This window comes from Pseudomonas beijingensis (genome assembly GCF_030687295.1).
Classification (GTDB): Bacteria; Pseudomonadota; Gammaproteobacteria; order Pseudomonadales; family Pseudomonadaceae; genus Aquipseudomonas; species Aquipseudomonas beijingensis.
Genome location: NZ_CP117425.1, coordinates 787,713 through 812,840, shown reverse-complemented (window position 1 = coordinate 812,840; position 25,128 = coordinate 787,713). Strand labels below are relative to the sequence as shown.

23 protein-coding genes and 1 pseudogene are annotated in these 25,128 nt (G+C 61.3%); 10 read left to right on the top strand and 14 right to left on the bottom strand.

The window, feature by feature from the left end; all coding sequences use genetic code 11:
* Positions 1-109 precede the first annotated feature (109 nt).
* From rdgC to sugE, 3 genes are all read left to right on the top strand, one after another.
* Positions 110-1,030: a recombination-associated protein RdgC gene (gene rdgC, locus PSH84_RS03770; RefSeq protein ID WP_014339706.1), complete on the top strand. Its 921-nt coding sequence runs from the start codon at positions 110-112 to the stop codon at positions 1,028-1,030.
* Between the two features lie 144 nt (positions 1,031-1,174).
* Entirely contained in the window at positions 1,175-2,140 is a 966-nt protein-coding gene (locus tag PSH84_RS03765; RefSeq protein ID WP_305482303.1) for a bile acid:sodium symporter family protein, read from the top strand.
* Between the two features lie 118 nt (positions 2,141-2,258).
* Entirely contained in the window at positions 2,259-2,573 is a 315-nt protein-coding gene (gene sugE / locus PSH84_RS03760) for a quaternary ammonium compound efflux SMR transporter SugE (protein ID WP_123346156.1), read from the top strand.
* 148 nt (positions 2,574-2,721) lie between these two features.
* On the opposite strand, the gene PSH84_RS03755 is transcribed toward sugE, so the two are convergent.
* From PSH84_RS03755 to PSH84_RS03740, 4 genes are all read right to left on the bottom strand, one after another.
* Positions 2,722-4,596, bottom strand: a complete 1,875-nt coding sequence (locus tag PSH84_RS03755; protein WP_122569186.1) for an MFS transporter — start codon at positions 4,594-4,596, stop codon at positions 2,722-2,724.
* 80 nt (positions 4,597-4,676) lie between these two features.
* A complete protein-coding gene (locus PSH84_RS03750; protein WP_305482302.1) occupies positions 4,677-5,825 on the bottom strand; it encodes a TDT family transporter in 1,149 nt (382 codons plus the stop codon).
* Between the two features lie 103 nt (positions 5,826-5,928).
* On the bottom strand, positions 5,929-6,240 hold the full coding sequence (locus PSH84_RS03745) for a cupin domain-containing protein (RefSeq protein WP_122569188.1): 312 nt from the start codon (positions 6,238-6,240) through the stop codon (positions 5,929-5,931).
* Between the two features lie 69 nt (positions 6,241-6,309).
* Positions 6,310-7,500: an MFS transporter gene (locus PSH84_RS03740; protein ID WP_305468059.1), complete on the bottom strand. Its 1,191-nt coding sequence runs from the start codon at positions 7,498-7,500 to the stop codon at positions 6,310-6,312.
* A 103-nt stretch (positions 7,501-7,603) separates the two neighbouring features.
* Between PSH84_RS03740 and PSH84_RS03735 the strand changes: the two genes are divergently transcribed.
* The gene (locus PSH84_RS03735; protein ID WP_305482301.1) at positions 7,604-8,143 is read left to right on the top strand and encodes a TetR/AcrR family transcriptional regulator; all 540 of its coding nucleotides are present in this window, start codon (positions 7,604-7,606) and stop codon (positions 8,141-8,143) included.
* Between the two features lie 333 nt (positions 8,144-8,476).
* Positions 8,477-11,947 carry a hybrid sensor histidine kinase/response regulator gene (locus PSH84_RS03730; RefSeq protein WP_122569191.1) on the top strand — a complete coding sequence of 1,157 codons (3,471 nt, stop codon included), beginning with the start codon at positions 8,477-8,479 and terminating at the stop codon, positions 11,945-11,947.
* A 146-nt stretch (positions 11,948-12,093) separates the two neighbouring features.
* Here the strand turns inward: PSH84_RS03730 and PSH84_RS03725 are convergent, their stop codons facing one another.
* The gene (locus PSH84_RS03725; RefSeq protein ID WP_163006899.1) at positions 12,094-13,482 is read right to left on the bottom strand and encodes a DNA recombination protein RmuC; all 1,389 of its coding nucleotides are present in this window, start codon (positions 13,480-13,482) and stop codon (positions 12,094-12,096) included.
* A gap of 188 nt (positions 13,483-13,670) precedes the next feature.
* Positions 13,671-13,994 (bottom strand): SEL1-like repeat protein, encoded by a 324-nt coding sequence (locus PSH84_RS03720; RefSeq protein WP_122569193.1) that lies wholly within the window; start codon positions 13,992-13,994, stop codon positions 13,671-13,673.
* A 1,092-nt stretch (positions 13,995-15,086) separates the two neighbouring features.
* On the opposite strand from PSH84_RS03720, the gene PSH84_RS03715 reads away from it, so the two are divergent.
* From PSH84_RS03715 to PSH84_RS03705, 3 genes are all read left to right on the top strand, one after another.
* On the top strand, positions 15,087-15,311 hold the full coding sequence (locus PSH84_RS03715; RefSeq protein WP_003204606.1) for a hypothetical protein: 225 nt from the start codon (positions 15,087-15,089) through the stop codon (positions 15,309-15,311).
* 278 nt (positions 15,312-15,589) lie between these two features.
* Positions 15,590-16,072, top strand: a complete 483-nt coding sequence (locus PSH84_RS03710; RefSeq protein ID WP_122569194.1) for a hypothetical protein — start codon at positions 15,590-15,592, stop codon at positions 16,070-16,072.
* A gap of 144 nt (positions 16,073-16,216) precedes the next feature.
* Positions 16,217-17,491 (top strand): OmpP1/FadL family transporter, encoded by a 1,275-nt coding sequence (locus PSH84_RS03705; RefSeq protein ID WP_122569195.1) that lies wholly within the window; start codon positions 16,217-16,219, stop codon positions 17,489-17,491.
* A gap of 89 nt (positions 17,492-17,580) precedes the next feature.
* On the opposite strand, the gene PSH84_RS03700 is transcribed toward PSH84_RS03705, so the two are convergent.
* From PSH84_RS03700 to PSH84_RS03690, 3 genes are all read right to left on the bottom strand, one after another.
* Entirely contained in the window at positions 17,581-18,132 is a 552-nt protein-coding gene (locus tag PSH84_RS03700) for a glutathione peroxidase (RefSeq protein ID WP_305482300.1), read from the bottom strand.
* 182 nt (positions 18,133-18,314) lie between these two features.
* The gene (locus tag PSH84_RS03695) at positions 18,315-19,523 is read right to left on the bottom strand and encodes an MFS transporter (protein ID WP_305482299.1); all 1,209 of its coding nucleotides are present in this window, start codon (positions 19,521-19,523) and stop codon (positions 18,315-18,317) included.
* Between the two features lie 52 nt (positions 19,524-19,575).
* Entirely contained in the window at positions 19,576-19,980 is a 405-nt protein-coding gene (locus PSH84_RS03690; protein WP_072348667.1) for a MarR family winged helix-turn-helix transcriptional regulator, read from the bottom strand.
* Positions 19,981-20,352: 372 nt separating this feature from the next.
* On the opposite strand from PSH84_RS03690, the gene PSH84_RS03685 reads away from it, so the two are divergent.
* Together PSH84_RS03685 and PSH84_RS03680 are read left to right on the top strand one after the other, a co-directional pair.
* Positions 20,353-20,628, top strand: a complete 276-nt coding sequence (locus PSH84_RS03685) for a LuxR family transcriptional regulator (protein ID WP_305482298.1) — start codon at positions 20,353-20,355, stop codon at positions 20,626-20,628.
* 58 nt (positions 20,629-20,686) lie between these two features.
* A complete protein-coding gene (locus tag PSH84_RS03680) occupies positions 20,687-21,421 on the top strand; it encodes a response regulator (RefSeq protein ID WP_305482297.1) in 735 nt (244 codons plus the stop codon).
* 28 nt (positions 21,422-21,449) lie between these two features.
* On the opposite strand, the pseudogene PSH84_RS03675 reads toward PSH84_RS03680, so the two are convergent.
* The 5 genes and pseudogenes from PSH84_RS03675 to cobU form a co-directional block, all read right to left on the bottom strand.
* Positions 21,450-21,569 (bottom strand): annotated as a pseudogene (locus PSH84_RS03675) (transposase); the annotation flags it as partial.
* A gap of 67 nt (positions 21,570-21,636) precedes the next feature.
* The gene (locus PSH84_RS03670) at positions 21,637-22,368 is read right to left on the bottom strand and encodes an adenosylcobinamide-GDP ribazoletransferase (RefSeq protein ID WP_305482296.1); all 732 of its coding nucleotides are present in this window, start codon (positions 22,366-22,368) and stop codon (positions 21,637-21,639) included.
* 2 nt (positions 22,369-22,370) lie between these two features.
* The gene (gene cobC / locus PSH84_RS03665) at positions 22,371-22,946 is read right to left on the bottom strand and encodes an alpha-ribazole phosphatase family protein (protein ID WP_305482295.1); all 576 of its coding nucleotides are present in this window, start codon (positions 22,944-22,946) and stop codon (positions 22,371-22,373) included.
* On the bottom strand, positions 22,943-23,998 hold the full coding sequence (gene cobT, locus PSH84_RS03660) for a nicotinate-nucleotide--dimethylbenzimidazole phosphoribosyltransferase (protein ID WP_305468093.1): 1,056 nt from the start codon (positions 23,996-23,998) through the stop codon (positions 22,943-22,945). The genes cobC and cobT overlap by 4 nt, the downstream gene beginning before the upstream one ends.
* Complete coding sequence (gene cobU / locus PSH84_RS03655; RefSeq protein WP_305482294.1) at positions 23,995-24,516, bottom strand: bifunctional adenosylcobinamide kinase/adenosylcobinamide-phosphate guanylyltransferase; 522 nt, start codon at positions 24,514-24,516, stop codon at positions 23,995-23,997. Before cobU ends, cobT begins: the two co-directional genes overlap by 4 nt.
* Between the last annotated feature and the right edge of the window lie 612 nt (positions 24,517-25,128).

Here is a 25,128-nt window from a genome sequence, read left to right as displayed (position 1 = left end):
CACTTTTTAAATTAATTTTTTCAGGCCTTCCAAAGGCTTAGCGAAGGGTTGGCCTATGGCGCCGCGAAGAGAATAATGCCCCCCTTTGTATAAAGGAGAGACTCACCCCATGTGGTTCAAAAACCTGCTTATCTATCGCCTGACCCAAGATCTGCCTTTTGATGCCGAGGCGTTGGAAACTGCACTGGCCAGCAAACTGGCGCGTCCATGTGCAAGCCAGGAGTTGACCACTTACGGTTTCGTCGCGCCGTTTGGCAAAGGCGAAGACGCACCGCTGGTGCACGTCAGCCAGGACTTCCTGCTGATCGCCGCGCGCAAGGAAGAACGCATCTTGCCGGGCAGCGTCGTGCGCGATGCCCTGAAGGAAAAGGTCGAAGAGATCGAAGCCGAGCAAATGCGCAAGGTCTATAAAAAGGAACGGGACCAGCTCAAGGATGAAATCATCCAGGCGTTCCTGCCCCGTGCGTTCATCCGTCGCTCGTCCACCTTCGCTGCCATCGCGCCGAAACAGGGCCTGATCCTGGTGAACTCGGCCAGCCCGAAACGTGCCGAAGACCTGCTGTCCACCCTGCGCGAAGTCATCGGCTCGCTGCCGGTACGCCCGCTGACGGTCAAGATGGCCCCGACCGCCACCATGACCGACTGGGTCAAGACCCAGAAAGCCGCGGACGATTTCTTCGTACTGGATGAATGCGAACTGCGCGACACCCACGAAGACGGCGGCATCGTGCGCTGCAAGCGCCAGGACCTGACCAGCGACGAAATCCAGCTGCACCTGAACACCGGCAAGGTCGTCACGCAACTGTCGCTGGCCTGGCAGGACAAGCTGTCCTTCGTGCTCGACGACAAGATGGTGGTCAAGCGCCTGAAATTCGAAGACCTGCTGCAGGACCAGGCGGAGCAGGACGGTGGCGACGAAGCCCTCGGCCAACTGGATGCCAGTTTTACGCTGATGATGCTGACGTTCGGCGAGTTCCTGCCGGCGCTGGTTGAAGCGTTGGGCGGGGAAGAGATTCCGCAGGGGATCTAAACCCCAGATTGGTTACCCTTGTGGGAGCGAGCTTGCTCGCGATAGCGGTATGACAGCCACCTAGATGTTGACTGACACTGCGCTATCGCGAGCAAGCTCGCTCCCACATTAGTATTCGGTGTTCTTAATAATAAGGATCAGGTCATGCGCGCATTGGCTGCATTGAGTCGCTTTGTCGGCAATACCTTCGCTTACTGGGTACTGTTTTTCGCGGTACTGGCATTCCTGCAACCGCAGTGGTTCGTCGGCCTGAAAATCGCCATCGTGCCGCTTCTAGGCCTGGTGATGTTCGGCATGGGCCTGGCACTCAAGCTGGAAGACTTTGCCGAAGTCGCCCGTCATCCGGGGCGCGTAGCCCTGGGGGTGGTTGCCCAATTCGTGATCATGCCCGGCACGGCGTGGCTGCTTTGCCAAGTGTTCAGCCTGCCGCCGGAGATCGCCGTCGGCGTGATCCTGGTGGGTTGCTGCCCGAGCGGCACGTCGTCCAATGTCATGACCTGGCTGGCTCGCGGTGACCTGGCCCTGGCCGTGGCGATTTCCGCCATCACCACCCTGCTGGCCCCTCTGCTGACCCCTGCGCTGATCTGGCTGCTGGCCTCGGCCTGGTTGCCGGTGTCGTTCTCGGCGCTGTTCTGGTCGATCCTGCAAATCGTCCTGGTGCCGATCGCGCTGGGCATCGTCGCTCAACGTCTGTTGGGTGCCCGGGTGCGTCATGCCATAGACGTGTTGCCGCTGATTTCGGTGGTGAGCATCGTGATCATTGTGGCAGCGGTGGTCGCAGCCAGTCAGGCGAAGATCGCCGAGTCCGGCCTGCTGATCATGGCCATCGTGATGCTGCACAACAGCTTCGGTTATCTGCTGGGGTACTTCACCGGGCGTTTGTTCGGCCTGCCGTTGGCTCAGCGCAAAACCTTGTCGTTGGAAGTAGGCATGCAGAACTCCGGCCTCGGCGCGGCGTTGGCGAGCGCGCACTTTTCGCCGCTGGCGGCAGTACCCAGTGCGCTGTTCAGCGTCTGGCACAACATTTCCGGGGCCCTGCTCTCGACGTACTTCCGGCGCATGAGCGAAAAACAGGACCGGGAACTGCTTGCCGGCCGAGCAGCTGACTGACCGAGCGACTTGACCGAACAGTCAGCATTGGGCATTCTTGCGCCCAATGCGGGGACGACCCCGCAACGCCATCGCGTTCATTCTCCGGGGACGACCCCACCCATCGATGAGGTGTGTGATGTCCTGGATCATTCTGTTTTTTGCCGGCCTGTTCGAAGTCGGCTGGGCTGTCGGCCTGAAGTACACCGACGGCTTCAGCCGCCCCCTCCCCACCGCACTGACCATCGCCGCCATGGCGATCAGCCTCGGCCTGCTCGGCCTGGCGATGAAGGAACTGCCGCTGGGGACCGCCTATGCGATCTGGACCGGGGTCGGTGCCGTGGGCACGGTGATCGCCGGGATCATTTTGTTTGGAGAGTCGATGGCGCTGGTTCGCCTGGCCAGCGTGGCGTTGATCGTTACAGGGTTGATCGGGCTCAAGGTCAGCGCCTGAATTGACCTGTGGGAGCAAGACCTTCTAGGAACAGTGGAGCTTGTAGGAGCAAAACCTGTGGGAGCAAAGCTTGCTCGCGATGGCGTCCTTGAGACCGTCATCGCGGGCAAGCCTTGCTCCCACAGCTCCTTGTTCCCACAGGTTCTTCTTACCTGACAGTCCCACGCAATTGCCCCACCAACGCCTGCAACTTCGCGGGCTCAGCCACTTCCACCGCCACCGCCGAACCCGCCACCAACGTCACCCGCGACCAGAATCGGCGAAACAGCCCTTTGGCCGGGTCGCGACTGAAGAAACTGCCCCACAAGCCCTGCAGCGCCAAGGGAATCACCGGCACCGGGGTTTCCTGGAGGATGCGTGTCAGTCCGCTCTTGAACTCATTGATCTCACCGTCAGCGGTCAATTTTCCTTCAGGGAAAATGCACACCAGCTCACCGTCCTTCAGGTATTGGGCAATTCGCTTGAAGGCTTTTTCGTAGATCTGAATGTCTTCCTGGCGCCCGGCAATCGGGATGGTCCCAGCGGTGCGGAAGATGAAATTCAGCACCGGCAGGTTGTAGATCTTGTAGTACATCACGAAGCGAATCGGCCGACGCACCGCGCCGCCAATCAGCAAGGCATCGACGAAGGAAACGTGGTTGCAGACCAACAGCGCAGCCCCCTCATCGGGAATCGCCTCCAGGTTGCGATGCTCCACGCGGTACATGGAATGGCTCAGCAGCCAGATCATGAAACGCATGCTGAACTCGGGGACGATCTTGAAGATGTAGGCGTTGACGCCGATGTTGAGCAACGACACCACCAGGAACAACTGCGGGATCGACAGTTTGGCCAGGCTCAGCAACACGATGGAGACGATGGCTGAGACCACCATGAACAACGCGTTGAGAATATTGTTGGCGGCAATCACCCGCGCCCGCTCGTTCTCGACGGTGCGCGACTGGATCAACGCGTACAGCGGCACGATGTAGAACCCACCGAAGACACCCAGGCCCAGGATGTCGATCAACACCAGCCAGGCGTGACCGAAACCGAGCACTTCAAGCCAACCGTGGCCCTCGACGCTGTCGGGGATTCCACCGGAATGCCACCACAGCAACAGACCGAATACGGTGAGCCCGAACGAGCCGAACGGCACCAGGCCGATCTCGACTTTGCGTCCGGACAGCTTTTCACAGAGCATCGAACCCAAGGCGATCCCCACCGAGAACACCGTCAGGATCAAGGTCACCACGGTTTCGTCGCCGTGCATCCACTCCTTGGCATAGGCCGGGATCTGCGTCAGGTAAATCGCCCCGACGAACCAGAACCAGGAGTTGCCGACAATCGACCGGGACACCGCCGGGGTTTGCCCCAGCCCCAGTTTCAGGGTGGCCCAGGATTGACTGAAAATGTTCCAGTTCAGGCGCATTTGCGGCGAGGCCGCCGCCGCGCGCGGAATGCCGCGGCTGGCCAGGTAACCGAGCACCGCAACACCGATGATCGCGGCGGACACCACCGGGGCGTAATGCGTCGAGGACATCATGATCCCGGCGCCAATGGTGCCGGCCAGGATCGCCAGGAAGGTGCCCATCTCCACCAGGCCATTGCCGCCGACCAGTTCTTCCTCGTGCAAGGCCTGGGGCAGGATCGAATACTTCACCGGACCGAACAGCGCCGAATGCGTGCCCATGGCGAACAGCGCCACCAGCATCAGCGGCAAATGATCGAACAGAAACCCTACTGCGCCGACCGCCATGATGGCGATTTCACCGAGCTTGATCAGACGAATCAACGCGTCCTTGGCGAATTTTTCCCCGAACTGCCCCGCCAGTGCCGAGAACAGAAAGAACGGCAGAATGAACAGCAGCGCGCAGAGGTTGACCCAAATCGAGCGGTCACCCTCGATGGTCAGTTTGTAGAGAATAGCGAGGATCAGCGACTGCTTGAAAATGTTGTCGTTGAACGCGCCCAAGGACTGCGTGATGAAGAACGGCAGGAAACGCCGCGTGCGAAGCAAGGTGAACTGCGAAGGGTGACTCATCTTCCATGTTCCTGAGTGGCGTGGACGCTTATTGAATGAACGTTTTTCGATCCAGGCCACACATTACCTGTCTTTAGCGATTATTTCGCCAGCCCTGCAATACAGGGCGACACAAACAACTCACCGTGCCAGGCACCCAGCACCGTACGCCGCCCGACGATCAGCCACAGCACCACCAGCATCGCCACCAACACACCACCGAACACGCTGAAAAAACCCAGGCCCAGCAGGCCCGCAAGCTTCAGCGTGGTCAGCGCGTACACGCCCAGGGGAAAGGTAAAGCCCCACCAGCCGAGGTTGAAGGGGATGCCGGCGCGCAGGTAGCGCGCGGTGATCAGCAGCGCCATCAGCATCCACCACAACCCCAGGCCCCACAGCGTGATGCCGGCCACCAGGCCTAACCCGGCGGCGATGTCGCCCACCCCGGGCAGGCCATTGGCAGCAAAAATCAGTGGGGCATCACTGCCCAGCAGCAACATGCCCAGGGCACCGGTGCCAATCGGGCCGAGGGCCAGCCAGCTCGAGGCGGCCATGTTTTCGTGAGGCAATTTGTGCAAGGCCATGCGCAACAACAGAATCGTCAGGATGCTGAACGCCACCGGCAGGGAAAAGGCCCAGAGCACGTAGCTGGTCACCAGCATGACCAGTTGTGCATGAGTGTCGGCCAGATGCGGCGCCAACAGCCCGCCGCTGGCCGCCGCGACTTCGGCGGCCACCACTGGCAACAACCACACGGCGGTCATCTGGTCGATGCGGTGTTCCTGGCGGGTGAACATCAAGAATGGAATCAGCACACCGCAAGCCAGGGACATGGCCACGTCGATCCACCATAACGCCTCGGTCACCGCCACCACGCCCTCCCCCCAACGCGGCAGCCCAAAGACCAACAAGCCATTGATGAGGGTCGCCAGCCCCATGGGAATGGTGCCGAAAAACATCGAGACCGTTGAATGGCCGAAAATCCGTCGCGCTTCGTCGAAGAACAGCACCCAACGGGCTGTGTACATCAAGGCGAACACCACGAACAACAGCGTGTTGAACAACCACAACCCTTCGCCCAAGGCGTGCAGGCCAGGCATCGTCGTCGGCCATTGCGCCAAGGCCAGCGCCAGCACACCAGTGCCCATGACCACGGCAAACCAGTTAGGCGTGAATTGGCGAATGGCCTCCAACGGCCTGGGCAAATGGCTCAAGGGGCGCAGGCGGTTTTTTGCAGCACAGCATGTCATGGCGAACTCCTCTCCTCGGATGAGGTGAAGCCATGCTAGAGCCGGATTGAATATCTATATAACGGGTAATTTCTCTATCTGTTATCTACTTTACAGATAATGGTCAGACGCTGCCCTCGCTCTCGATCACCAGGATCCTCGCTTCGCCCAAAGGCTTGGCGACATGCTCGGTGCCCACCGAGGCGTAGAAAATGTCCCCGGCTTCCAGCAAAGCCGCCTTTTCGACGCCCTCCTCCCGATAGCACATCTGCACTTGCCCATCGAGCACCACGAAGACTTCCTGGCCGTCGTTGATGTGCCATTTGTACGGCTGATCGGTCCAGTGCAAGCGTGTGGTGATGCCGTTCATGTTGGCGATATCCAGCGCCGCCCAGGCGCGGTCACCGGTGAAGGATTTGCTGCGAATGATTTTCAAGGGATCCGTCCGGAAGAAGTCTGAGGCGCCAAGACTAACCCACTGCCAGGGACACCTGCATGCTCGGCTTCAAGGGCGAACGCCATCGGTAAGCGGTTTTATCGACTGGCGTAACCCCAGCAGCGCCGAGACACACAACACAATCAACACAGCGCCATACCCATCGGTCGTCGGGATCAAGCCGAACACCCGCGTCAGGTTCCCCGCCAGCAGCGACGGCAAGCTGAAGGCCAGGTAACTGAGGACATAGAACGCCGACATCAAGCCGGCTCGTTCGTGGGGCAAGGCCAGCGGCATGATGCTGCGCAGCGCCCCCAGGAACCCTGCGCCAAAACCGCCACCGGTGATCAGCGTGCCGACGAAGAACAACGGCAAGCTGGCGCCATGCACCGCCACCAGCACCAATGCCAGGCCGATCACCAACAGGCCGGCGGACGGGCGCAACATTTTGTCGGCCTCCTGGTTGCGCAACAGGTAGATGGCTAACGCGCCGCTGAGGGTCAACACCGCCACCAGCGCGCCACCGATCAGGTTGGAGGTCGATCCGGTGGCCGCCCGCACCAGGGACGGCGCCAATGACAGGTAGAAACCGCCCACCGCCCAGGCCGCCAGGTCCAGTGGCAGGACTCGCCACAAGGCTTGCCGCGCCTGGGGCGGCACATGCAAAGTCGGGCGCAAGGACTGCCAGGCACCGGTTTGCGGGCTGACGCTTTCTTTCAGGCGCCACAGGTAAACGGCCTGGGTCAGGAACACCCCCAGCAGCAGCCAATACGTCAGTTGCAACGGCAACGGCGCGAACTCGGCCAGCAGGCCACAGCCCAGCGCCCCGCACGCCATGCCCAACAGCGGCGCAACGCTGGTGATCAACGGGCCTTGGCGACGGTCGAAGTCCAGCAAGGCCGCACCCAGCACACTGGTGGCCATGCCGGTGGCGAACCCCTGGATCAACCGAGCACCGATCAACCAGGCGACGCTGTCGGCGCAGATAAACAGCAGCATCGCCAACATGTTGAGCAACAGCGCCACGAAGATCACCGGTTTGCGGCCGAGGTAATCCGACAGCGACCCTACGGTCAGCAAGGCCGCCAGCAGACTGAAGGCGTACACGCCGAAAATCAGCGTCAGGACAGCCGGGGAAAACTGTAACTGTTCCTGATAGAGGTGATACAACGGCGTCGGCGCGCTGGACGCGGCGAGAAAACCGAGCAAAGTGAGCGCCAGGAAGATCAGGCTGGCGCGGGTCGAAGCTGGATGGGACATGGGCACGCTCCACAAGAACATTCGCAAAAGCTAATTTTTTGCTTTTGCGGAGTGTGCTACCGGCGCGCGCTTAAAGCAAATTCTTTGTGTTAAGGTCTGACGCATGGCTATTAAAGAAGGTTTACGCCCCGGCGGTCGAAGCGCCCGGGTCCAGGAATCGATTCACTCGGCGGTCCGCGCCCTGCTGCAAGAGCAGGAGCGCGCCACACTGACCGTGCCGCAAATCGCTGCGCGCGCCGGGGTGACGCCGTCCACCATCTACCGGCGCTGGGGCGATCTGCCGGCGCTGCTGGCCGACGTCGCCATCGCCCGCATGCGCCCCGACGGCGAACCGATCGACACCGGCAGCTTGCGCGGCGACCTGCGCGCCTGGGCCGAGCAGTACCTGGACGAAATGAGTTCCGAGCCCGGTCGCAACATGATGCGCGACATCCAGGCCTGCGCCACGCCGGGGTATTGCGTGGGAATCCTCAGCCGTCAGTTGCAGATCATCCTAGACCGCTACCCCGATGAACCCAATCCAGGCGTCGAGCTGCTGATCAATGTGGTGGTGGCGCCGACGGTGTTCCGCATTCTCTTTGCCAGCGCGCCGTTGGAGGTGGGGGAGTTGTATCGGTTGGTGGATATTGCGTTGGGTCAGTAAGGCCGCTATCGCGAGCAAGCTCGCTCCCACAGTGATCTGGGTGAACCATGGATTTGTATTCACCTCAAGTCCCTTGTGGGAGCGGGCTTGCTCGCGAAAGCGCTGGGTCAGCTTGCATCAATGTTGAATGTGCCATCGCCTTCGCGAGCAAGCCCGCTCCCACACTGAGTCTTAGGCGAACATAAATTTTGTGTTCACACATCTAACCCAATGCTGATCGCAACCTGCGACACCCCACCACGCCTCGACCTTGGTCGACACTGACGAACCCGAGCGGGCATGCGAGACTGTCCTGCCGGGCGCAAGTCCCGGTGTCTTTGTCCGGGAGTTTCCATGTCGTTGTCCAGCGGGCTGATCGCCGTTGTCGCCCTGGCCTATATGGCCATCATGTTCGCCATCGCCTTCTACGGCGACCGGCGCAGCACGCCGCTGCCGCCACGGGTGCGGGCCTGGGTCTACAGCCTGTCGCTGGCGGTGTATTGCACCAGCTGGACGTTCTTTGGCGCCGTGGGCCAGGCCGCCGAACAGCTCTGGTCGTTCCTGCCGATCTACCTCGGGCCGATACTGCTGCTGGTGCTGGCGCCGTGGGTCCTGCAGAAAATGGTGATGATCAGCAAACAGGAGAACATTACCTCCATCGCCGACTTCATCGCCGCCCGCTACGGCAAGTCCCAATCCCTGGCAGTGGTGGTCGCACTGATCTGCCTGGTGGGCGTGCTGCCGTACATTGCCCTGCAGCTCAAGGGCATCGTGCTCGGGGTGAACCTGCTGATCGGCGCCGGTGCCGATGCCATGGGTACCCGCGCCCAGGACACCGCGCTGATCGTCTCGCTGATCCTGGCGCTGTTCACCATCGTGTTCGGCACCCGCAACCTGGACGCCACCGAACACCACCGCGGCATGGTGTTGGCGATCGCGTTCGAATCCCTGGTCAAGCTGCTTGCCTTCCTGGCGGTCGGCGCGTTCGTGACGTACGGCCTGTACGACGGTTTCGAGGACCTGTTCAACCAGGCGATGCTCGCGCCGCGCCTGGAGCAGTACTGGAAAGAAACCATCAACTGGCCGTCCATGGTGGTGCAGACCGGGGTGGCGATGATGGCGATCATCTGCTTGCCGCGGCAGTTCCACGTGACCGTGGTGGAAAACATCGAGCCCCAGGACCTGCGTCTGGCCAAGTGGGTATTTCCCGCCTACCTGGCCTTGGCTGCGCTGTTCGTGGTGCCCATCGCCCTCGCCGGGCAGATGATGCTGCCCAGCTCGGTGCTGCCGGACTCGTTCGTCATCAGTCTGCCGCTGGCCCAGGCTCATCCGGCCCTGGCCGTGCTAGCGTTCATCGGCGGCGCGTCGGCGGCTACTGGCATGGTGATCGTGGCCAGCGTGGCGCTGTCGACCATGGTCTCCAACGACATGTTGCTGCCCTGGCTGTTGCGGCGCAACGCCGCCGAACGCCCGTTCGAGGTGTTCCGCCAGTGGATGCTGTCGGTGCGGCGGGTCAGCATCGTGGTGATCCTGTTGCTGGCCTATGTCAGCTATCGGCTGTTGGGCTCGACGGCGAGCCTGGCGACCATCGGCCAGATCGCCTTCGCCGCCGTGACCCAACTGGCCCCGGCCATGCTCGGCGCGCTGTACTGGAAACAGGCCAACCGCCGCGGCGTGTTCGCCGGCCTCGCCACGGGGATCTTTTTGTGGTTTTACACCCTGGTGCTGCCGATTGCCGCCCACAGCCTGGGCTGGTCGCTCAGTAGTTTTCCAGGCCTGGCCTGGCTGCATGGCAATCCCTTGAACCTGCCGATTACGCCGCTGACCCAAGGGGTGGTCCTGTCCCTGGCTGGCAACTTCACGCTGTTTGCCTGGGTGTCCGTGCTGTCGCGCACACGCGTCTCGGAACACTGGCAGGCCGGGCGCTTCATTGGCCAGGAAATCAGCGCCCGCCCCAATCCCCGCTCAATGCTGGCGGTGCACATCGAAGACCTGTTGCAACTGGCCGCGCGTTTCGTCGGCGAAGAGCGGGCGCGGCAGAGTTTTATTCGCTTCGCCTACCGCCAGGGCAAAGGCTTCAACCCGAACCAGAACGCCGACAGCGAATGGATCGCCCACACCGAACGCCTGCTGGCCGGTGTACTCGGCGCCTCTTCGACACGGGCGGTCGTAAAAGCCGCCATCGAAGGTCGAGAGATGCAGCTCGAAGACGTGGTCCGGATCGCGGACGAAGCGTCGGAAGTGCTGCAGTTCAACCGCGCCCTGTTGCAAGGCGCCATCGAGAACATCAGCCAGGGTATCAGCGTGGTCGACCAGTCCCTCAGGCTCGTGGCGTGGAACCGCCGCTATCTGGAGCTGTTCAAGTACCCGGACGGCTTGATCAGTGTCGGCCGGCCCATTGCCGACATCATCCGCTACAACGCCGAACGTGGCCTCTGCGGGCCGGGCGAGGCGGAAGTCCACGTCGCCAGGCGCCTGCACTGGATGCGCCAGGGCCGTGCCCATACCTCTGAACGGCTGTTCCCCAACGGCCGGGTCATCGAACTGATCGGCAACCCGATGCCCGGTGGCGGTTTCGTCATGAGTTTCACCGACATCACCGCCTTCCGTGAGGCCGCACAGGCGCTGACCGAAGCCAACGAAGGGCTGGAGCAACGGGTGGCCGAACGCACCCGGGAATTGTCCCAATTGAACCTGGCCCTGACCGAAGCCAAGAGCACCGCCGAAGCGGCCTATCAATCCAAGACCCGGTTCCTGGCGGCGGTCAGCCACGACCTGATGCAACCGCTCAACGCCGCGCGCCTGTTCTCCGCCGCGCTGTCCCACCAGCACGATGGTTTGCCGAGCGAGGCCCGGCAACTGGTGCACCACCTGGACAGTTCACTGCGCTCGGCTGAAGACCTGATCACCGACTTGCTGGACATCTCCCGCCTGGAAAACGGCAAGATCAACCCCGACCGCAAACCCTTCGCCCTCAACGAGCTGTTCAATACCCTCGGCGCAGAGTTCACGGCGCTGGCCCAGGAACAAGGCTTGAAGTTCCGGGTGCGCGGCTCGAAGCTGCGGGTGGACAGTGACATCAAGCTGCTGCGTCGCATTTTGCAGAACTTCCTCACCAACGCGTTCCGCTACGCCAGGGGGCCAGTGCTGCTGGGCGTGCGCCGGCGCAACGGCGAGTTGTGCCTGGAAGTCTGGGACCGCGGGCCGGGCATCGCCGAGGACAAGCTGCAAGTCATTTTCGAAGAATTCAAGCGCCTGGACAGCCACCAGACCCGCGCCGAAAAAGGCCTCGGACTGGGCCTGGCCATCGCCGACGGGCTCTGTCGCGTGCTCGGCCATACCTTGCGTGTGCGTTCCTGGCCGGGGCGCGGCAGCGTGTTCAGCGTCAGCGTGCCCGTGGCCTCTACACAGGCCGTCGTACCGAGCCCCGTGGCCGAGCCCAACGGTCATTTGCCAAGCGGCGCCCAGGTGCTGTGCGTCGATAACGAAGACAGCATCCTGATCGGCATGAACAGTCTGCTGACACGCTGGGGTTGCCAGGTGTGGACGGCGCGCAATCGCGAGGAATGCGAGCGTTGGCTGGCCCAGGGTGGCCGACCGCAATTGGCCCTGGTGGATTTTCATCTGGACGACGGCGAAACCGGTACCGAGCTGATGGCCTGGTTGCGCACGCGCATGGGGGAACCGATACCGGGGGTGGTGATCAGCGCCGATGGCCGGCCCGAGACGGTGGCCCTGGTGCACGCGGCGGGCCTGGATTACTTGGCCAAGCCGGTGAAGCCGGCGGCGTTGCGGGCGTTGTTGAGTCGGCATTTGCCGTTGTAATTCGGGCAAATAATGCCCCTGTGCAAGGGCATCTTGTGGGAGCAAGGCTTGCCCGCGATGTCGGTCTCAAGGATATCATCGCGAGCAAGCTTTGCTCCCACAAGATGACTCGCCACAAGTTTCTGCTTCAGCCCTGGGTTTGTGTTTCAGCCTTGGGTTTTCTCGCCGGCTTCTTCCGGCAACTCAGGCAAGCCATCCGCATCGGTCATCGCTCGCTCGAGCAACTCCGCCGGCAAGCTCTTGCTGGCCCGGGCGCCGAGCAGCTTGAGCTGTTCGCTACGGCTGATCAGGTTGCCGCGCCCTTCCGTCAGTTTGTTGCGCGCCGCACTGTAGGCTTTGTCCAACTGCTGCACGCGACTGCCGATCTCGTCCAGGTCCTGGATAAACAAGACGAACTTGTCATACAGCCACCCGGCCCGCTCGGCGATTTCCCGGGCGTTCTGGCTCTGGCGCTCCTGCTTCCACAAGCTGTCGATCACCCGTAGCGTCGCCAGCAACGTGGTCGGGCTGACGATCACGATGTTGCGGTCAAAGGCTTCCTGGAACAGGTTCGGCTCGGCTTGCAGGGCGGCGGAAAACGCCGCTTCGATTGGCACGAACAGCAACACGAAATCCAGGCTGTGCAAACCGTCCAGACGCTTGTAATCCTTGCCGGCCAAGCCTTTGACGTGAGTTCGCAACGACAGCACATGTTGCTTGAGGGCCAGTTGCCCGATGGCGTCATCTTCAGCCGCCACGTACTGCTGATAGGCCGTGAGGCTGACCTTGGAATCGACCACCACTTGCTTGTCGCCCGGCAGATAAATCAACACGTCCGGCTGGAACCGCTCGCCGTCCGGGCCCTTGAGGCTGACCTGGGTCTGATACTCGCGGCCCTTCTCCAGGCCGGCATGTTCAAGCACCCGCTCCAGGATCAGTTCGCCCCAGTTGCCCTGGGTCTTCTGACCCTTGAGCGCCCGGGTGAGGTTGGTGGCTTCGTCGCTCAGGCGCAGGTTCAGTTGTTGCAGGCGCTCCAGTTCCTTGCCCAGGGAGAAGCGCTCCCGGGCCTCAGCCTGATAACTTTCTTCAACACGTTTTTCGAAGGACTGAATGCGCTCCTTCAGCGGATCGAGCAACTGGCCCAGGCGTTGCTGGCTGGTTTCGGCGAAGCGCTGCTCACGTTCGTCGAAGATCTTCCCGGCAAGCTCGGCGAACTGTGCCCTCAGCTCATCTCGCGAACCTTGCAGGTCATCCAGGCGTTGTTGATGGCTTTCCTGCTGCTCACGCAGTTCGGCCTGCAACGACGCCGCCTGGGCATCGAGCCGCCGCAGTTCGGCTTCCTTGTTGGCGCGCTCGAGATTCCAGGCATGGGCCGCATCCCGGGCATTGTCGCGCTCGATCTGCAGCAACTCGACTTCCCGGCAGGCTGCGGCAAGCTCGGCTTGCTTGGCGGCGTTGGCTTGGCTCAGGTCGCTGATTTCGTCGCGGCAGGCATCGAGCTGGGCGTTGAGGCCATCGTGGGCCATGTGGGCAGTGGCCAGGCGCTCTTCCAGCAAAGCCTGTTCGGTCTGCGCGGCGGCGGCTTGGCGCTGCAGGTGCCAGGCCAGTGCCAGCAACGGCACCGCAGCGCCTGCCAGGCCAAACAACAGGCTGGTCAAATCCATAGCCATGACAATTCCTGCCGATCAAATAAAGCCCGAAGGTTAACCAAGCGGCTGGGGGTTGCCCAGCGCAGTCTGCGATTTCAGTCTTCGATTTCACCGAGGGCCCGGCGGGCACGATCATCGCCGGCCCGGGCGGCCTGACGCAGCAGGTCTTGGCCAATGCGTCGGTCCCGGGCGTTACCGCATTCACGGCACATCAACTGCCCAAGGCGACTTTGCGCGGCCACCACGCCTTCACGGGCCGGTTGCTTGAGCAAACGACCGGCCAGGTGCTTGACGCTGGGGCTGTCCCCTAGCCGTGGGCTATCGAGCAGCCACTCAGCCACCCGCATCGACATACGTTTGGGTGGGGTAACACCAGAGGGTGTGGAGGTAACAGGATTTGATACTGAGCGAAACTTCATAAAACACTGTGGGACAGATCGGAAGGCGCGCCACTCTACTCCTTTTTTCGTACGGGTAAAGCCGAAAAAAAACCGGCACGCCCGTGCTAGAGCAAGCGCTTGGGACAATCCACAGAAGCTGTGGATAACTCAGTGGACAACCCCCCCTGAACTCGCGCAAAGCCCTGTGGAACGGGGCCTGCGCTCAAACTGACGATTTTTTCACCAGTAAAAAAAAGCGATGTTTTTCATTGACTTAAATTTTGGATACAGGCACCCACCCCGGATTGTTTCGACATGACAGTTCGGTGACAGGTGGTACAGCGAGTGTGCACAAGTAACAGCCGAACCGGTTATAACGCTGCGATTTTTTGGCGCATCTGGCGGTAAAAGCTGGGGATAACCTGCGGCCATGCGTGAAGCGTGGGTGACGTAACCGCACCAGCAACCGTTGGGATCCTGTGCTAACCCGTTCCTCTTGAATCGGATTGAAAACCAACCCGTGACGAGGGAGCTTGCTCCCGCTGGGCCGGGCTGACGCTCCAGCGCGCAGCGGCGCTGTTCTGGGCTGCTGCGCAGCCCAGCGGGAGCAAGCTCCCTCGCCACAGGACATGGCTCGGCTTTCCTGCCATGGCTCACTTGAATATTTTTTAACCAACGCCCTTCCCTTCATGGGTTCGATCCGTTAGTATCCGCAGCGTTAGTACCAAGCTGAAAGTCAATTCCGGGTCGAACACATCTCCGCGGTCAGCCATCCTCCAAAGGACGCCTCACCGAAAAAAGGAGACCGGCCCCCTCGATGGTTTCCAGGTAAACCTTGCGTCAACACAGCCTTTGATCGAATGCAAAGGGTGTTGCCAGGCTCATTACTCTGACCGAACCAACCTGCAAAATTGATCAGGATCTTCACCCCGGGCCCAGAACCTTTGCCCTCGATGTGTTGCCTGCCCTCCTAAGTACCTACCTGCCAGCCCAAGCGCGCACTTATATAGCGCTCAAACTGGCTGCTTTGTTCCAGTCGGGTTCTTCGTTCGACCAATGGTGGTCGACGTTACTGGAACGTTTTAACGTTGCACGGTTCTTAACCGTGTCATTTGTAGGAACACCCATAACATGTCTACTCAAATCCACGCACAGGATGCTATCCGCACCCTCACCAACGCTTTTGCCCCGATGAACTGCCTGATCATGGCCGCTCGCAAAGGCTGCTTCAGCTTCACGCTGGTCAACGAACACGGCATCGCCCGTCACAGCGAACGCCTGTACCCCGATCAGTACTCCAGCGCCGAACCGCTGCAGGCCGTGATCGAGCGTACTCGCCAGGCACTGGTTGCCTGAGACGCCAGAAACGCTGAAACCCCCAAGGCCCCGCCCAGAAAGCGGGGCTTTTTTATTGCCCGAAATTTCTCGATTAAGCGAAACGGCGTAAGCACCAAGGGATATAACGGTTATAACCGTTCGCCGAAGATGTTTTAAAAACAGACCTTTACAGCGGGAATATGGACACTACACTTCAAGTCAAGCGGCATGATCCGCTTCCGGCGGGGCCTGGACCGATCCACCGCTGCCAAGCCCACACACTTCAGGCTCCGCCCCTTTCACACTTCGAGGGTTTTATGGGTATCGCTGCCAGCGAACTGTGTCGATATGTGATCCGCCCGACGCTGCTCTACCTTGAGCGTCACAGCGCAACTGCGGAATCCTTGTTGCTGGGCATTGCCGCCAGCCAGTCGGCCCTGGGGTCAGCCCTGCATGATCGCCGCGGACATGGCCTGTATCGCATCACCGAGCTCCGACACCAGGCACTCTGGGACCATTACCTGGCACGAGACCCGGAACGGGCCAGCCTGGTCCGCGGCCTGGCCAGCCAGCACGCCTTTCTCAGCGGCCCGCACCTGGAGTTGACCGTCAACCTGCGCTACGCCACCGCCATCGCTTGGTTGCTGGTGGAGGAACAGAACACCCCGCTTCCCGACGCCGACGACCTTCTGGGCATGGCCCGCATCTGGCGTCAGACCTTTCATCCCCAAGGGCGCCTGCGAGATTTCACCTGTGCCTGGCGAAGCTGTGTTTCACCACTGAATCAGGTCGCTTGCTGATGGGAAATTTGGAAAGTTCCTACAACGGTCGCGAATCTGGTCGGATTGTCCTACAAAACGCCTCTAAATCAAGCGATACAGGCTATAGCGCTTGAACGAAAATGTTGGTAATTTTCGCCCCGGTGATCACCAGGAGTTCTAACAATGAAAAAAATGATGCTCAAAACCACCCTTGGCCTTGCCGTGACCTTGGCATCCACCCAACTTTTCGCCAGTGGCTTTGCCTTGAACGAACAAAGCATCAGTGGCATGGGCACTGGTTTCGCAGGTCGTTCTTCTGCCGCCGACGACGCCAGCACTGTCTTTGGCAACCCTGCCGGCATGTCGCGCCTCAAGCGCCAGCAAGTGACCGGTGGTTTCGCCGCCATTGACGCCTCCACCGACATCAACGATGCCAGCGGCACCCGTTCCGGTACCAACAAGGGCGACATGGTCCCGCTCACTGGCGTCCCGATGGGTTATTACGTCAAGCCCATCGATGACCAATGGGCTTTCGGCCTGGGTGTCTACGCACCGTTCGGCCTGATCACCGACTACGAAAACAGATTCCAGGGCCGTAACTTCGGCAGCAAGAGCGAAGTGAAGGTCGTGACCTTCCAGCCCACCGTCAGCTATGCCTTCAATGACCAGGTGTCGATTGGTTTTGGTCCGACGATCAACCGGATTTCGGGTGCCTTGGAGTCATCACTGACCACTCCGTTTTCGCCGAACGACGGCAATGTGAAGATCAAGGGCGACGACATTGGCTACGGCTATAATATCGGTCTTTTGGTCCAGGCGACGGATACCACTCGTGTCGGCCTGACCTACCACTCCAAGGTCAAGTACAAGCTTGAAGGTCACACCGACGTGGACGCGGCTGCAGGTACGCCTGGGTTCTTGCTGAGTGACGGGCGTTACGACGCTTCGCTGGACATCACCACGCCTGAGTCGGTGGACTTTTCGGTTACCCAGCAAATCAATGATGCCTGGACCGTCTACGCCGGCAGCACCTGGACCCGCTGGAGCCGCCTGAAAGAAATTACCGTAAACAACGACGTAACGAGCGGCGGCGCCCTGAACCCAACCCTCTTCGGCACCATCACCGAAGAACAGAATTGGCACGACACCTGGGCGTACGCCATCGGTACGTCCTACCAGTTGAACAAACAATGGGTACTGCGTACCGGCCTGTCCTTTGACCAGTCGCCTACCAACAACACTGACCGTTCGCCACGCATCCCAACCGGCGACCGCACTATCTTCAGCCTGGGCGCCGGCTGGAGTCCGACCGAAGACCTGACTATCGACGTGGCGTACTCCTACCTCAAGGAAGAAAAAGTCAACGTCAACCGGCGCAACGCGCTGGGCCAAGCCTACAACGCTGAATACGAAAACAGCGCCAACGGTTTCGGTGTCGGTGCAACCTACCGCTTCTGATGTTTCACGGCGAACCTGAACCCCTCGCCACCTGAAGCGAAAAAAAGCCCCGCACTCTGCAAAGAGGCGGGGCTTTTTCGTGGCCGGCGTCAGGGTTTGGAGGCGATGGCCGCTTCTACCGCCTTGATGAAATTGGGATCGTCAGGCTTGATCCGACTGGAAAAACTGCCAACGACCTTGCCCTGGCGGTCCACCACGTACTTGTAGAAATTCCATTTCGGCGCGCCGGATTGTTCAGCCAAGTGCTTGAACAGCGGTATCGCATCCGCGCCACGCACCGGCTGCGGTTCGGTCATGGTGAAGGTCACGCCGTAATTGACGTAGCAGACCTTGGCGGTTTCAGCCCCGTCCTTGGCTTCCTGCTTGAAGTCATTGGACGGTACACCCAGCACTTGCAAGCCTTGGTCCTTGTAGCGCTGGTTGAGCGCCTCAAGGCTTTTGAATTGCGGGGCGAACCCGCAGAAACTGGCGGTGTTGACCACCACCAGTGGCTTGCCCGCAAAGCGCTGGCACAAATCGACAGTTTCCTTGGCCCGCAGCTTGGGTAACGAACCCTCCAGCAACGGCGGGCAATCGGCGGCCCAGACTTGCCCGGTCACAGCCAGCAACAGTGCGGGAACAGCAAACCAGCGCATCAACATGTCGGTATTTCCTTAAAGCATGTCAGACCTCGACGTTACTCCGCCAAGCCCGCAGCCGTCCATTGTTCAACACGTACCCATGCCCAGCTGCATCAAGGCCAACCCGCCCTGGTGCCAGCCCCACCAGGCGAACGCCAGCAGCAGGCCAGCGCCGGCAGCGATCAACCACGGGCCGATGCGACTCATGCCGCACCGACCTGGACTTGCAGGCGCGCCACCGGCCGTTCACGCACCGGCCAGTTCAACGCCGCCGCCAATAGGCTGAGCAGGATCGAAACCTGCCAGATCACGTCATAGCTGCCGGTACGGTCATACACCACCCCACCCAACCAACCACCGAGGAACGAGCCCAACTGGTGGAACAGGAACACGATCCCACCCAACATCGACAGATTTCGTACACCAAACAGGGTCGCTACCGTGCCGTTGGTCAACGGCACGGTCGACAGCCACAGCAAGCCCATCGCCATGCCAAACAGGTACGCCGTGGTGGTCGTCACCGGCAGCCACAGGAACAAGCCGATCACCACCGCACGCAACAAGTACAACCCGGTCAACAGGCGTGGCTTGGACATGCGTCCGCCCAGCCAACCAGCGGTGTAGGTGCCGAAGATATTGAACAACCCAACCAGCGCCAGCACGGTGGTGCCGACACTGGCGGGCAGGTGTTGGTCCACCAGGTAGGCCGGCAGGTGTATCCCGATGAAAACCACTTGGAAACCACAGACAAAAAAGCCCACGGACAACAGCCAGAAACCCGAATGACCGCATGCCTCGCGCAACGCTTCGGACAGGGTTTGCTCTTTGCCGCTCAGTGGCGCCGGCGCGTCCTTGAGCATACTCACCAGCGGCACGATCAACGCCACCAGCAGCCCCAGCGCCAACAACGCCGCCGACCAACCGAGCCAGCCGATCAGTCCCAGCGTACCGGGCAGCATGGCGAACTGGCCGAAAGAACCGGCGGCACTGGCGATGCCCATGCCCATACTGCGTTTTTCCGCCGGTACGGCCGGCCCGACCACGCCCAGAATCACCGAGAACGACGTGCCCGACAGACCGATACCAATCAACAGGCCCGCGCTCAACGACAACGACCATGGCGAGTCGGCCATGCCCATGAACACCAGGCCCAGTGCGTACAGCACACCGCCAATCAGCACCACTTTCGCCGCACCGAAGCGGTCGGCCAGCGCACCGGTGAAAGGCTGCGCCAGACCCCAGATCAGATTCTGCAAGGCGATGGCGAAGGCAAATACCTCACGGCCCCAGCCGAACTCGGCACTCATGGGCGCGAGGAACAGGCCGAAGCCATGCCGCACGCCCAGGGACAACGCCAGGATCAGCGCGCTGCCCACCAGGACCCAACCACAGGTACGCCACATCGATGTCATTTTTGTTCTCCAGTCGCGGGTATATACCCACTTATCATCGGACGAACCCGCTTCACGCCAGTTCATCCAGCAAAGCCAGCAAAGTCGCGCGCTTCTCCGCACCCAACTTATCGATCAATTTCTGCTGCGCCGCTTCCCAGGCCGGCAGTGCTGCCGCCAACCGGGCGTGCCCCGCGTCAGTGAGCACGACGATACGGTTACGCAAGTCGTCACCCTCGGCCAACGCCACCAGCCCCTCGCCTTCCAGCACCCGCAGGTTGCGCCCCAGGGTGCTGCGATCCAGGCCCATGGCCTCGGCCAGGGAGGAAATACTCGGTTGGTCCAGGCGCGCCAGGTTGTTCAGTAAAGAATACTGGGCAACGTTGATCCCGAAGCCGTCGAGGGCGCCGTCGTAATACCTGCTGACGCCACGGGCGGCACGACGCAGGTTGATGCACAAACATTGGGAGGGAAGCATGGTGCGTGTATATACCCGGGGTTGGCTGAATGCAAATTTAAATGGCGATTTCACTTGGGTCATGTGCCCCCAAGCCTCGCTTTCTCCTGGTTTCTTGCTTGATCAGGACAAACGGAATCGTCAACCAGAAGGAAATAAATCCCACAAAATCAGGCGCTTTGGCTGACAGCCTTTTCAATCGTTACTCATTAGAGTCCCCCACCTGTAATGTCTGACAGGTTTCAGGTGCTTTGAATCAAGCTATAAACGAAACCGTGTTTCAGCCCTGCCTATGGGCTTGAAGACGGGTCGTGCGAACCATGCCATCAAGAAGTAGGAAGATTCCGCCACCCCCACGCCATCAAGTAATGATGATGAATGGGAGTTTCAGTCATGTATCACAGCACCGCGATTTCTGGACGTTCGGCGCCATACCAGGGCCATTACCACTCCACGGAGAACACCCCAGCTCAAGCGATCCGGCTCACCAAGCGGGAGAAGGAATTCCTGCAGTGGAGCGAGGCTGGCAAATCTTCGTGGGAGATTGCCGTCATCGTCGATTGCAGCGAGGCCAACGTCAATTATCACTTCAACAACATTCGCCGAAAATTCGGCGTCAGTTCGCGTCATCTCGCGGGGAAAATCGCGCGCGAACGAGGCTTGATCTGAGCGCTCCGATGGCATCTCTGCAGCGGTCGGGATGTGCTTTGACCCTGTAGAGGCAGCAATGAATCTGAACCACACGCCTGAACACCGCGACATTTTCGGCCTCAGCACCTGTGACGATACGCGAGTGTCGCACAGGCCCCTTTCGGATAACCCCATACGCATCATCCTCGCCGACGATCACCCCGTCGTATTGACGGGTATCGAAATGGTCCTGGCGGGGGCTGGATTTTCAGTGGTTGCCAAAGCCCGCAACGCCGATGAACTGCTCCAGCACTTGGAGCGTACCCCCTGCGACCTGGTGATCAGCGACTATTCGATGCCGGATGGGCAGTTCCCGGACGGCCTGGCCCTGATGGGCTATTTGAAACGCCACTACCGTGCCTGTCCCCTGATCGTGATCACCATGCTGCGCAATCCATCCGTGTTGCAGGCCTTGCTCAATACCGGCGTGAACGGCTTGTTTGATAAACGCAGTCCCTTGACGGAACTGAAACAGGCCATCCTCGGTGTCACCCTGGGGCGACGGTATGCATGCCCAGCGTTCCTCGAACTTTTGCAAGAACAGTCCTTGGCCGCCACCAGCTCGGACGCCAGTCGGGTGAGTCTTTCCGAACGGGAGCTGGAGGTGGTGAGGTTGTTCGTGCGCGGGATGTCGGGCAGGCAGATAGCGGCCCAGCTCAATCGCAGTGAAAAAACCATCAGCCGACAGAAGCGCACCGCCATGGACAAGTTGGGACTTGGGCATGACGGTGGGTTGATAGAGTTTGCTCGGGTGAGTGGGTTAAAGGTTTGACTGGCCACCTAGGTTCATTTTGTTTAGCGGGGGTCGAAACCGGCGCAAAGCTGCCATCGCGATTACGGGGAATCTCCAGACGAAGCGGACCGTCGTCTGTCAGAACAGTCTTGCCGCTTTTACCGTTGCGCTGATTGTTCGACTCCTCCTGGGAGCTCCGCGCCCAGAGCTTGGGATTTTCCGAGCGAAACGGGCCCCATCGCGTTCCCGTCAACTCAGACCCACCCCAACCCCACCAACACCGCCATCTCCAGCAACTCCAGCAATGCCCCGGCCGTATCCCCGGTGCAGCCCCCGAGCCGGCGCAGCATCATCCGCCGCAAGCCGACGAATACCGCCAAGGTCACGGCCAACGCACAGACACCCGCCCAACCCGCCACCAGCACGCCCCCCAGCGCGCACACCAACAACACCCACCACGCTGCACGCCGGGGCAGATGATCGGCAAGGGCCTGGCCCAACCCGCCGGCCCGCACGTAAGGCGTGGTCAGGAACAAGCCCAGCAACGCCGCACGCCCCAGCACCGGCACGATGATCAAGGCCAACATTTGCCCCTGTTCGATCAACGCCAGCAACGCGGTGAATTTGAGCAGCAGCACCAACACCAGAGTGATCACCGCGATGGGCCCACTGCGCGGATCCTTCATGATCAGCAGCGTGCGGTCGCGGTCGCCAAAGCCGCCCAGCCAGGCGTCGGCGCTGTCGGCCAGGCCGTCGAGGTGCAGGCCGCCGCTGAGCAACACCCACGCTGTCAGCAACAGGGCGGCGTGCAGCAACGGCGGCGCCCCCAACAGCAGTGCATTGAGCAACCACAGCACGCCGCCGAACAACAGCCCCACCAATGGGTAGAACAACAATGAACGACCCAGTTGCTCGGGCTCGGGCATGCCGGGCAGGCGCACCGGCAGGCTGCTGAGAAATTGCAGGGCGATCCAGAAGGGCAACATCTTCAGCCAACCTCTGCCAGTACGGAGCCGGACGACACCTGAAGGGAAAACAGCGCGCCATGAGCGACTTCGACATTGAGCAACTGCTCCCGAGGCAGACCGCGGGCCTGGGCCAGCAGCAGGCGCATCACGCCGCCATGGCTGACCAGCAAGACCCGCTGACCGGCATAGGCCGCGCGCAGGCGTTCGATTGCCGTCAGGACGCGGCTGGAAAACGCCAGCACCGGCTCGCCTTCGGGGGGCGTGAAGGCATAGGGGTCAGCCCAGAACCGGCCCAGTGCCTCGGCGTCGGTATCCATCAGTGCCGCCGCGCTGCGACCTTCCCAGGCGCCAAAATGCAACTCTTGCAGGTCTTTGTCCAAATGCACTGGCAGGTTGAGACGGGCGCCGAGTTGCTCGGCGAAACGGGCGCAGCGCTGCAGCGGTGAACTGACCAGGCGATCCCAGGGCCCGCCTTGAGCGACAGCCGTGTGCATCTGCTCCCAGCCCTTGGTCGTCAAGGCGTCGTCGAGGCTGCCGCGCAGGCCGCCGCCCAGTTCGGTTTCGCCGTGACGCAGCAGGTCCAGGCGCAAGATCATGCCGGGCGATCCGCCACGGCCGCTTCGGCAAACGTCGCCATCTGTCCGTGAAGGTCACAGGCCAGGCGCAACAGTGGCACCGCCAACGCCGCGCCACTGCCCTCACCCAGGCGCAGGCCGAGCTCCAGCAGCGGTTCGGCGCCGAGGGTTTCCAGCACATGGCGATGGCCCGGTTCGGCGCCGCGATGGGCGAACAGCAACCACGGCTGGCACGCGGGATTGAGCCGTACGGCCACCAGGGCCGCGACGCTGCAGATGAAGCCATCCACCAGCACGGCGACGCCCTGCTGGGCACAGGCCAGGTACGCACCGACCAACGCGGCGATTTCAAAACCGCCAAGGTTGAACAGGGTCTGCAACGGGTCGTTGCCCTGGGCAGCGTGCAACGCCAGGGCCCGTTGGATCACCTGGGTCTTGTGGCTGACACCCGCGGCGTCCAACCCCGTGCCCGGCCCCACCAGATGCACCACCGGGCATTCGAGCAAGGCGCAGGCCAAGGCGCTGGCGGCGGTGGTGTTGCCGATGCCCATCTCGCCGCCGATGAACAATTGCGTCCCAGCCGCGACCGCGCGCAGCACACTGTCGCGCCCGGCGTGCAAGGCCTGCTCGCCCTGGCTCACCGTCATGGCCGAGCCCTGGGCAAAATTCGCCGTGCCCGGCCCGAGGTTCAGATGCCGCACACCGGGCAGGTCCAACGATGGCGTGACGGTGCCCAGGTCGACCACTTCCAGGGACGCGCCCAGTTGCCGCGCCAGGACGCTGATGGCTGCACCGCCACTGACGAAGTTGAGCAGCATCTGCCCGGTGACCGCTTGGGGATAGGCCGATACGCCTTCGGCGACCACGCCATGGTCACCGGCGAAAATCGCGATCCACAGCCGTTCCAGGCTCGGTTTGACCAGCCCTTGCAGGCCCGCCAGTTGCACCGCCACCGATTCCAGTCGGCCCAACGAACCGGCGGGTTTGGTCAGCTGTTGTTGACGGGCCGCAGCCATTTCCAGCGCGTGGGTATCGACGGGCTTGCACGGGTCCAGCCACCAGCGATGATTCATAACGCAGTACCTTTGAGAGTCAGGGGCAGGCCCGCGACGGTCAGCACGACGCGCTGACAACGTTCGGCCAAGGCTTGATGCAGCCAACCGGCTTCATCGACGTAACGGCGAGTCAGCTCGCCCAGCGGCACGACACCCATGCCGGTCTCGTTGCTGACAAAAATGATCTCCCCGGGCAGCACGGCCAGGCTGTCCAGCAGCGCTTCGCGTTCGGCGTTCAGTTGCTCGGTATCGTCGAGCATCAGCAGGTTGGTCAGCCACAGGGTCAGGCAATCCACCAGCAGGCATTGCCCGTGGGTGGCGTTTTCCCGCAGCACCCGGGCCAGGGCCAAGGGCTCCTCCACCAGCGTCCATTCGGCCGGCCGTCGGGCGCGGTGCTGGGCGATGCGCTGGTTCATCTCGCCGTCCAGGGGTTGGCTGGTGGCGATGTAGGTCACTGGCAAGCCGGTGTCCGCCGCGAGTTTTTCAGCCAAGCGACTCTTGCCGGAGCGGGCGCCGCCGAGGATCAGTTGCAGCATGGATCATTACCTTTTATTTGGCGGTGTGGTGACTGGCGCCATCGCGAGCAAGCTCGCTCCCACAGGTAATGCTGTTCACTTAAGGCAATCGACAAACCCGTGGCGAGGGAGCTTGCTCCCGCTGGGCCGCGAAGCGGCCCCATAACCTGCCAAATGCGGAGCATCAAACCACCGCTCCCGCCGGTTTACGACTGCTTCGCAGCCGAGCGGGAGCAAGCTCCCTCGCCACAGGTCCATCATTTTTCTTAAATGAACCGCATTGCGCTCCCACAGGGGATTTATGTGCCCCCGCAAATCCAATGCTGGGACATTGGCTACGTTGTATTAGCGGTGTTGATGCCGGCCTCATCGCGAGCAGGCTCGCTCCCACAGTTGATCCAGGGTGTACATGAATGCTGTGGTCATCAGAGATCCAATGTGGGAGCGAGCCCGCTCGCGATAAGGCCAGCCCAGCTACCCTACCCCCCACAGAGCCCACACCGTGCCTGCTGTGCACACAAATCCCCTGTGGGAGCGAGCTTGCTCGCGAAGGGGCCGCCCCTGCTACCCTACCCCCCACAGAGCCCACACCGTGCCTGCTGTGCACACAAATCCCCTGTGGGAGCGAGCTTG

Coding starts and splice junctions, on each gene's coding strand:
- cobT (WP_305468093.1), bottom strand. CDS start 23,998: ATGAATCATCGCTGGTGGCTGGACCCGTGCAAGCCCGTCGATACCCAC.
- PSH84_RS03720 (WP_122569193.1), bottom strand. CDS start 13,994: ATGAAGTTTCGCTCAGTATCAAATCCTGTTACCTCCACACCCTCTGGT.
- PSH84_RS03705 (WP_122569195.1), top strand. CDS start 16,217: ATGAAAAAAATGATGCTCAAAACCACCCTTGGCCTTGCCGTGACCTTG.
- PSH84_RS03680 (WP_305482297.1), top strand. CDS start 20,687: ATGAATCTGAACCACACGCCTGAACACCGCGACATTTTCGGCCTCAGC.
- PSH84_RS03700 (WP_305482300.1), bottom strand. CDS start 18,132: ATGTTGATGCGCTGGTTTGCTGTTCCCGCACTGTTGCTGGCTGTGACC.
- cobC (WP_305482295.1), bottom strand. CDS start 22,946: ATGATCTTGCGCCTGGACCTGCTGCGTCACGGCGAAACCGAACTGGGC.
- PSH84_RS03730 (WP_122569191.1), top strand. CDS start 8,477: ATGTCGTTGTCCAGCGGGCTGATCGCCGTTGTCGCCCTGGCCTATATG.
- PSH84_RS03750 (WP_305482302.1), bottom strand. CDS start 5,825: ATGACATGCTGTGCTGCAAAAAACCGCCTGCGCCCCTTGAGCCATTTG.
- PSH84_RS03690 (WP_072348667.1), bottom strand. CDS start 19,980: ATGCTTCCCTCCCAATGTTTGTGCATCAACCTGCGTCGTGCCGCCCGT.
- rdgC (WP_014339706.1), top strand. CDS start 110: ATGTGGTTCAAAAACCTGCTTATCTATCGCCTGACCCAAGATCTGCCT.
- PSH84_RS03670 (WP_305482296.1), bottom strand. CDS start 22,368: ATGTTGCCCTTCTGGATCGCCCTGCAATTTCTCAGCAGCCTGCCGGTG.
- PSH84_RS03755 (WP_122569186.1), bottom strand. CDS start 4,596: ATGAGTCACCCTTCGCAGTTCACCTTGCTTCGCACGCGGCGTTTCCTG.
- PSH84_RS03710 (WP_122569194.1), top strand. CDS start 15,590: ATGGGTATCGCTGCCAGCGAACTGTGTCGATATGTGATCCGCCCGACG.
- PSH84_RS03715 (WP_003204606.1), top strand. CDS start 15,087: ATGTCTACTCAAATCCACGCACAGGATGCTATCCGCACCCTCACCAAC.
- PSH84_RS03765 (WP_305482303.1), top strand. CDS start 1,175: ATGCGCGCATTGGCTGCATTGAGTCGCTTTGTCGGCAATACCTTCGCT.
- PSH84_RS03740 (WP_305468059.1), bottom strand. CDS start 7,500: ATGTCCCATCCAGCTTCGACCCGCGCCAGCCTGATCTTCCTGGCGCTC.
- sugE (WP_123346156.1), top strand. CDS start 2,259: ATGTCCTGGATCATTCTGTTTTTTGCCGGCCTGTTCGAAGTCGGCTGG.
- cobU (WP_305482294.1), bottom strand. CDS start 24,516: ATGCTGCAACTGATCCTCGGCGGCGCCCGCTCCGGCAAGAGTCGCTTG.
- PSH84_RS03735 (WP_305482301.1), top strand. CDS start 7,604: ATGGCTATTAAAGAAGGTTTACGCCCCGGCGGTCGAAGCGCCCGGGTC.
- PSH84_RS03685 (WP_305482298.1), top strand. CDS start 20,353: ATGTATCACAGCACCGCGATTTCTGGACGTTCGGCGCCATACCAGGGC.
- PSH84_RS03695 (WP_305482299.1), bottom strand. CDS start 19,523: ATGACATCGATGTGGCGTACCTGTGGTTGGGTCCTGGTGGGCAGCGCG.